Source organism: Achromobacter sp. UMC46, assembly GCF_014170335.1.
In the GTDB taxonomy this organism is placed as follows: domain Bacteria; phylum Pseudomonadota; class Gammaproteobacteria; order Burkholderiales; family Burkholderiaceae_B; genus Achromobacter.
On the sequence record NZ_LZZS01000027.1, the window covers coordinates 1 to 7,035 of the forward strand.

Genomic DNA, 7,035 nt, shown 5'->3' on the forward strand with positions numbered 1-7,035 from the left:
TAGCGGACTGACGTTGGTAGATATCCCACCCCGCCCAAATACGTCGATTAAGAATCTAGCGGCCGTGACCGCCGATTGATCGCAAGACGAGGCTGCGCCTGTCCAGCGATCGGCATAAGCACGTGGGATCGCAAGTTCAGGTCCAGCACGCGTTGGATGCCTTGGCGCAGTTGGCAGATGCTCTTGATGGGGCCGCTCTGGTGACGGCCGTCACCCGCATCCCGTTCGCCTCTTCGGACGCAGTGGTGGCCTACGCGGGGCTAGACCCCACGCCCAAAGAATCTGGAGCCTACAAAGGCCTGCGCAAACTCAGCAAGCAGGGCGATGCGGCCCTGAGAAGCCTTGCTTATAACGCGGCAACTTCAGCCAGCCGAACGGCTGCCTTCAAACCCCTCTATGCAGCGTTACGAGCCAAGGGCTGGGCCTCAACACAGGCCCTAAACATCATCGCCAGAAAACTCCTACGCATCGCCTTCGGCGTATGGAAATCGCGCAAACCCTTCGACGTCAATCGCTTTATCGCCAACCAGGCTTGCGCCAAACCATAGAATCTACGAAGCACGTTCGGCATACTCGCGACGCAAGACACCGCCAAGTCCCCGAGGCCGCCCGCGCGGCCGACAAGGGACGACCCCGCAAGATCCTCCAAACCAAAACCGCCCCAAAGCAAAACGCAACGATCGCAACCCACACGCGAAGCGAAACACGTCACGACGCAAGACGACGCGTAAGCTCCCCAAGGCCGCCCGCGCGGCCGGCCGGGAGCGGGCCCCGCAAGATCCTCCACCATCCCCCCATGCTGGCGAGAACCCCAAGCAAACCGTTTCCCCCGGCTGACGTCAAATTGCATCTGACGGGCGTCTCAAGTACCCAACCCTCAAGCCACCCAACCCCCCCTCACTGCCACCCCCCCGAAAACTCGCAGCAACTCTCCGCCAACTCGGCGACGCTTTCACAGAATGCGATGTCGGCATCTCGTCGGAACATGGCGCTGTAGACCGATTGGGGCGGGGCGGTGCTGGTGCGCGCAATCACCAGTTGGCGCTTGCTCACCATGTCGGCGAAGTAATCCCTTGGCAGGCAACTTACCCCGAACCCCGCGGCGGTCAGGCCGGCCATGGCGATCAGGCTGTTGATCGTGAAGATGTTGCTGTCGGGCGTATGCGGGCGTAGCCAGCCGTCGTAGATCATGTTCAGGCCCGACTCGCGGCTTTGGCGCAGCAGCGGCAGGCGGGCGATGTCGGCGGGGGTGTAGATGCGGCTGGCGTCGATCATGTCGGGGCTGCCCATCCAGGCGAACTCCAGGCGCTGCAGCGCTACCACCTGCAAGTTCGGTTCGGCGAATTCGCCGTGCAGGAATGCCATGTCCAACTGGCCGGCTTGCAGGCGTTTCAGCAGGTCGGCGCCCAGGTCGATGTGAGGCTCCAGCGTGATGCGGGGGTAGTGCGCGCGCAGCAGGCGGATCAGGGCGGGTAGCCAGGTCATCGCCGTGATCTCGGTGATGCCGAAACGGAAGGTGCCGGTCAGCGTGTGCTGGCCTTTCAGGCGGACCAGCAGGCGGTCGCGGTGGCCCAGCATTTCTTCGGCCAGGGCATAGACCTCGTGGCCGCGCGCGGTCAGTTCGGCGCGGTGGCCGGAGCGGTCGAAGAGGGCGACGTCGAAGTCCGCCTCCAATTCCTGGATGCGCTTGGTGATGGCCGATTGCGTCGTGTGCAGCTTCTGCGCCGACGCGGAAAAGGTGCCCAGGCGGACGGTCCAGTACAGGGCTTCGATTTGCTTGAAAGTCAGCATGCGGGGGGGGCGGCCAGGGTCAGGTTCATTCCGAAATTTCGCTAAGGGCTAACCCTTATATTCCTAAAAGCGATGAGGTTCGTGGAAATTTAATCCCTTTTTCCGAAACCGAAAAGCTCGCACCATGCGATCTGATTCATTTCCCGGCCGGCCGGGGCCGGGAAAGCGTTCCGGGCTTGCGGCGGCTTCCGACTCAGGAATTTGCAGATCGTCATGGCCACTATCCTTACCGGCGCACGCCAATTGCCGGCTTCCCCCGTCGCTCCCGCCGCCATCCTTGAAGCGCTGGCCGGCATCGTCACGCCCCATCTCAGCGACAACCTGGCGCGCCGCGAAGGCATCTCGGGCCTGCGCCGCTATAACGGGCGCGGCAAACTGGTGGGCACCGCGTTGACGGTCAAGACCCGTCCCGGCGACAACCTGATGATCTACAAGGCGATGATGCAGATCCAGCCCGGGCATGTGCTGGTGGTGGATGCGGGCGGCGATCTTTCAAACGCCGTGCTGGGCGAGATCATGAAGCGCTACCTGCAGATCCACGGCTGCGCCGGCGTGGTCGTCGACGGCGCGATCCGCGACGTGGCGGCGTTCGAGGCCGACAGCTTCCCGTGCTATGCACGCGGCCATATCCATCGCGGCCCCTACAAGGACGGCCCGGGCGAGGTCAATGTGCCGGTGTCCATCGGCGGCCAGGTCATCCACCCCGGCGACATCCTCGTGGGCGACGAGGATGGCCTGGTCAGCTTTGCGGCCAGCGACGCGGAAGCCCTGATCGCCGCGGCGCACGCGCATGCCGCCAAGGAAGAACGCATCATGGCCGAGATCGCCGGCGGCGAGCGGACGCAGAGCTGGATGCAGGCCGCCTTTGCCGCCAAGGGGCTGGCATGAGCGGCGACCTGTTGCTGGCCGACCGGGCGCGCGCCATCAAGCCGTCGCCCAGCATGGCGGCCAAGACGCGCGTGGACCAGTTACGCGGCGAAGGCCGCGACATCGTCGACTTCACCGTCGGCGAACCTGATCTGCCCACGCCCGCCCACATCGTGCAGGCCGGCATCGATACGTTGAACAGCGGCGACATTCGCTACACCGCGTCCGCCGGCGCCAAGCCGCTGCTGGAGGCGGTGCGCGCCAAGTTCCTGCGCGAGAACGGCCTGGACTACGGGCTGGACGAGCTGATCGTCGGCGTGGGCGCCAAGCAGCTGATCTTCACCGCGCTGGCCGCTACGGCGCAGGCCGGCGACGAAGTCATCATCCCCGCGCCCTACTGGGTGTCGTACCCGGACATGGTGCTGGTCAACGACGGTACGCCCGTGGTGCTGGCCTGCCCGGAGGCGGACGGCTTCAAGCTTACGCCGCAGGCGCTGGAAGCCGCCATCACGCCGCGCACGAAGTGGCTGCTGCTGAACACGCCCAGCAATCCCACCGGCGCGATGTACGGCGCGGACGAGCTGCGCGCGCTGGGCGAGATGCTGGCGCGCCATCCCCACGTCTGGCTGATGACCGACGAGATCTACGAACACCTGGCCTACGGCGAGACGCGGCACGTATCGCCCGCCGCGGCGGTGCCGGCGCTGGCAGCCCGCACGCTCACCATCAACGGCGTGTCCAAGGCTTACGCGATGACGGGCTGGCGCCTGGGCTACGCGGGTGGACCCAAGCCGCTGATCAAGGCGATGGCCACGCTGATTTCGCAAAGCACCAGCTGCGTCAGCGCGATCAGCCAGTCGGCCGCGCGCGTGGCGCTGACTGCCGACCAGCGCTGCGTCGCCGAAGCCGCCGCCGTGTTCCACCAGCGCCGCGACCGCATCGTCGCGCTGCTGAATGCCGTGCCGGGCATCCGTTGCCCGCAGCCGCAGGGCGCGTTCTACGTCTATCCCTCGGTCGACGGCCTGCTGGGCAAGCGCACGCCGGCCGGGCGTCTGCTGGCGACCGATCTGGACGTGGTGATGTTCCTGCTGGACGAGGCGGGCGTGGCGGTGCTGGACGGCGCGGCCTACGGCCTGTCGCCTTATCTGCGGCTGAGCTTCGCGACCTCCATGGAAAACATCGAAGAAGGCTGCCGCCGCATCCGCGAGGCATGCGCGGCATTGCGTTGAAAGCCTGATTGTTGAAAGCCAATTTCGCCCGCCGTACCCATACCAATATTCCAAGGGGAAACACCATGAAGACCACCATCGCCACTTTTGTCGCCGCCGTCGGCCTGGCCGCCACGCTGGCGCCCGCCGCCCATGCGGATACCGTGCAGGACATCAAGGCCCGCGGCAAATTCATCTGCGGCACCATGGGCACGGCCGAGCCCTTCAGCTTCCAGGATCCCAAGACCCGCGCCATCGTGGGGTATGAGGTCGACATGTGCCAGGCCGTCGCCGACAGCCTGGGCGTGCCGCTGGAACTGAAGCTGATAGCCGTCGAAGCCCGCATCCCCGAGCTGATCGCCGGCCGCGTAGACGTCGTGGCCGCCAACCTGGGCTGGAGCCCGGAACGCGCGCAGCAGATCGATTATTCGCACCAGCACTTCGTGAGCCTGCAGAAGATCCTGGCGCGCGATTCGGAAAAGGACTTGAAGGCGCCCGCCGACCTCGCCGGCAAGCGCATCAGCGCCGTGCGCGGTTCGTCGTCGGAGCAGGGCGCGCGCAAGAACATCCCCAACGTCGACCCCGTGACCTTCAAAGACCCCAGCGGCGCCTTCCTTGCCCTGCAGCAGGGCAAGGTCAGCGGCTTCGTCGGGTCCGAGCTGATGCTGGTGAAGCTGCAGCATCAGGCGTCGACCAGCGCCGTGCCGGTCAAGATCCTGGAGCCCGCGCTGTTCGTCGAACCCTGGGGCATGGGCGTGCGCAAAGGCGACACCGCCATGCTGAACCAAGTGAACAACGTGCTGGACGGCATGGAAGCGTCCGGCCAGGCCACCAAGACGTTCGACAAATGGTTCGGCGCCGGCACGCAATTCAACATGAAGCGCGACTTCCGCATCGAAGCCATCAAAGGTTGACGCGCCGCGCGCGCTGGAGCCTGTCTCGATGCATTACGTTTTCGACTTCAGCGCCATTTTCCAGGGCGAGTATCCGGCGTGGCTGCTACGGGGGTTCATCACGACCCTGGCGCTGGCCGGGCTGGCCTGGATCCTGGCGTTCTTCGTGGGCAGCCTGCTGGCGGTGATCCGTCTGACGGGCTCGCCCGTGGCCAACGGCGTGATCGCGGTGTACGTCGCGTTCCACCGCAACGTGCCCATGCTGGTGCACATCCTCTTCTGGTACTTCGGCGTGCCGGCGCTGCTGCCGCAATTCGCGACCGACTGGCTCAACAGCCACGGCAGCGAATTCATCATGTCGTGCATCGCGATTTCGCTGGTGATGTCGGCCTACATCTGCGAAGACCTGCGCAGCGCCGTGCGCGGCATTCCGCCGGGCCAGGTCGAGGCGTCGCGGGCGCTGGGCCTGAGCTTTCTGCAGACCATGCGCAAAGTGATCTTGCCGCAGGCCTTCCGCATCGCGATTCCGCCATTGCTCAACCAGACCCTGCTGCTGTTGAAGAACACCAGCCTGGCCATGGCGATCGGCGTGACGGAACTGACCGCCGCCGGACGCGAGGTTGAGAACTACACGTTCCGCACTTTCGAGGCCTATGCCGTGGTGACGGTCATCTACCTGGTGCTGTCGTTCATCATCATGGGCGGCGGCGCGCTGTTGCAACGACGTTACCGTCCGCTGGGGGCGCGCTGACATGTGGGACATCCTGAAAGACAACTGGCTGCTGCTGCTGATCGGGCAATACCCGCACGGGCCGGTGGGCGGCCTGGTCGCCACGCTGGGCCTGGCGGCGATAAGCCTGGCCCTGGCGCTTCCGTGCGGCGTGCTGCTGGCGTTGGGCCGCATCAGCCCCTACCGCATCTTCTACTGGCCGTCCTCGGCCGTGGTCTACCTGGTGCGCGGCCTGCCGCTCCTGATGTTCATCTTCTGGGCGTACTTCTTCGTGCCGCTGATCATCGGCCGGCCCGTCGCGGGCACCACGACGATGGTGGTGGCGCTGGTCTGCTACGAAAGCGCCTATCTGGCCGAGATCATCCGCGCCGGCATCCAGGCGCTGCCTCCCGGCCAGCAGGAAGCCAGCCGCGCGCTGGGCCTGTCCTACCTGCAGACGATGCGGCGCGTGATCCTGCCGCAGGCCCTCTACAACATGCTGCCCAGCATGCTGAGCCAGTTCGTGTCGACGGTGAAGGAAACGTCGCTGGCCTACGTGATCAGCGTGCAGGAACTGACCTACGCCGCGAACCAGATCAACAGCGTGCTGCTGACCAAGCCGTTCGAAGTGTTCGGTTTGCTGGCGCTGACCTATTTCATCCTGAATTTTGGCCTGAGCTCATTGGTGCACCTGACCGAACGACGTATCGGCAGACGGCGCGCCGGGCTTGCGGCTGCCCCCAAAGTGGTGCCCACATGATCCGATTTTCCCAAGTGCAGAAGTGGTACGGCGATTACCAGGCTCTGGCCGATGTGACCGAGCAGGTGACGCAGGGCGAGGTGGTGGTGGTCTGCGGCCCCTCGGGTTCCGGCAAGTCCACGCTGATCCGCACCGTGAACCGCCTGGAGCCTATCCAGAAGGGGGTGATCGAGGTGAACGGCCAGGACATCTACGGCCCCAAGGTGCACCTTGACCAGTTGCGCAGCCACATCGGTTTCGTGTTCCAGCAGTTCAACCTGTTTCCGCACCTGTCGGTGCTGGAAAACCTGATGCTGGCCCCGCTGCAACTCAAACGCGCCCGCCGCCCCGAAGCCCGCGACCGCGCGCTGCAACTGCTGGAACGCGTGGGCCTCGCCCACAAGGCCGACGCCTACCCGGCCCAACTATCAGGCGGCCAGCAACAACGCGTCGCCATCGCCCGCGCCCTGGCGATGAACCCGCCAGTGATGCTGTTCGACGAGCCGACAAGCGCGCTGGACCCGGAGATGGTGGGCGAAGTCCTTCAAGTGATGAAGGGCTTGGCGAAAGACGGGATGACGATGGTATGCGTGACGCACGAAATGGGATTCGCGAGGGAAGTCGCGGATCGGGTGTGGTTCATGGATGCCGGGAGGATTGTGGAGACGGGGACGCCGGAGGGGTTCTTCACTCGGCCGGGGACGGTGCGGGCGCAGAAGTTTTTGGCTGAGATTCGGCATTAAGGGGTAGGGGTGGGCTGCGTTGAGAGCAATTTCTCGGTCGCTGGGGAGGGCAGTGTGCTTAGGGTTCTTCTCCACGGGGTGGGGG

8 protein-coding genes are annotated in these 7,035 nt (G+C 65.1%); 7 read left to right on the plus strand and 1 reads right to left on the minus strand.

The genetic code is table 11. The features are described 5' to 3' along the window. The first annotated feature begins 122 nt into the window (after positions 1 to 122). Positions 123 to 548 carry a transposase gene (locus A9973_RS19795; protein WP_183015393.1) on the plus strand — a complete coding sequence of 142 codons (426 nt, stop codon included), beginning with the start codon at positions 123 to 125 and terminating at the stop codon, positions 546 to 548. Between the two features lie 349 nt (positions 549 to 897). On the opposite strand, the gene A9973_RS19800 is transcribed toward A9973_RS19795, so the two are convergent. Further along, a complete protein-coding gene (locus A9973_RS19800) occupies positions 898 to 1,791 on the minus strand; it encodes a LysR family transcriptional regulator (protein ID WP_183015394.1) in 894 nt (297 codons plus the stop codon). A gap of 213 nt (positions 1,792 to 2,004) precedes the next feature. Between A9973_RS19800 and A9973_RS19805 the strand changes: the two genes are divergently transcribed. From A9973_RS19805 to A9973_RS19830, 6 genes are all read left to right on the plus strand, one after another. After that, positions 2,005 to 2,679, plus strand: a complete 675-nt coding sequence (locus tag A9973_RS19805) for an RraA family protein (protein ID WP_183015395.1) — start codon at positions 2,005 to 2,007, stop codon at positions 2,677 to 2,679. Continuing rightward, a complete protein-coding gene (locus tag A9973_RS19810; RefSeq protein WP_183015396.1) occupies positions 2,676 to 3,887 on the plus strand; it encodes an aminotransferase class I/II-fold pyridoxal phosphate-dependent enzyme in 1,212 nt (403 codons plus the stop codon). The genes A9973_RS19805 and A9973_RS19810 overlap by 4 nt, the downstream gene beginning before the upstream one ends. 65 nt (positions 3,888 to 3,952) lie before the next feature. Beyond that, entirely contained in the window at positions 3,953 to 4,780 is an 828-nt protein-coding gene (locus tag A9973_RS19815; protein WP_183015397.1) for an ABC transporter substrate-binding protein, read from the plus strand. A gap of 28 nt (positions 4,781 to 4,808) precedes the next feature. Further along, a complete protein-coding gene (locus A9973_RS19820; protein ID WP_183015398.1) occupies positions 4,809 to 5,510 on the plus strand; it encodes an amino acid ABC transporter permease in 702 nt (233 codons plus the stop codon). Position 5,511: 1 nt separating this feature from the next. Then, positions 5,512 to 6,228: an amino acid ABC transporter permease gene (locus tag A9973_RS19825; RefSeq protein WP_183015399.1), complete on the plus strand. Its 717-nt coding sequence runs from the start codon at positions 5,512 to 5,514 to the stop codon at positions 6,226 to 6,228. Continuing rightward, complete coding sequence (locus tag A9973_RS19830; RefSeq protein ID WP_105560561.1) at positions 6,225 to 6,950, plus strand: amino acid ABC transporter ATP-binding protein; 726 nt, start codon at positions 6,225 to 6,227, stop codon at positions 6,948 to 6,950. The genes A9973_RS19825 and A9973_RS19830 overlap by 4 nt, the downstream gene beginning before the upstream one ends. The last annotated feature ends 85 nt before the right edge of the window (positions 6,951 to 7,035 follow it).

What these genes read in the sequence shown, in the direction of transcription:
- A9973_RS19825 (WP_183015399.1), top strand. Translation starts at nt 5,512, where the DNA reads ATGTGGGACATCCTGAAAGACAACTGGCTGCTGCTGCTGATCGGGCAA.
- A9973_RS19820 (WP_183015398.1), top strand. Translation starts at nt 4,809, where the DNA reads ATGCATTACGTTTTCGACTTCAGCGCCATTTTCCAGGGCGAGTATCCG.
- A9973_RS19810 (WP_183015396.1), top strand. Translation starts at nt 2,676, where the DNA reads ATGAGCGGCGACCTGTTGCTGGCCGACCGGGCGCGCGCCATCAAGCCG.
- A9973_RS19830 (WP_105560561.1), top strand. Translation starts at nt 6,225, where the DNA reads ATGATCCGATTTTCCCAAGTGCAGAAGTGGTACGGCGATTACCAGGCT.
- A9973_RS19815 (WP_183015397.1), top strand. Translation starts at nt 3,953, where the DNA reads ATGAAGACCACCATCGCCACTTTTGTCGCCGCCGTCGGCCTGGCCGCC.
- A9973_RS19800 (WP_183015394.1), bottom strand. Translation starts at nt 1,791, where the DNA reads ATGCTGACTTTCAAGCAAATCGAAGCCCTGTACTGGACCGTCCGCCTG.
- A9973_RS19805 (WP_183015395.1), top strand. Translation starts at nt 2,005, where the DNA reads ATGGCCACTATCCTTACCGGCGCACGCCAATTGCCGGCTTCCCCCGTC.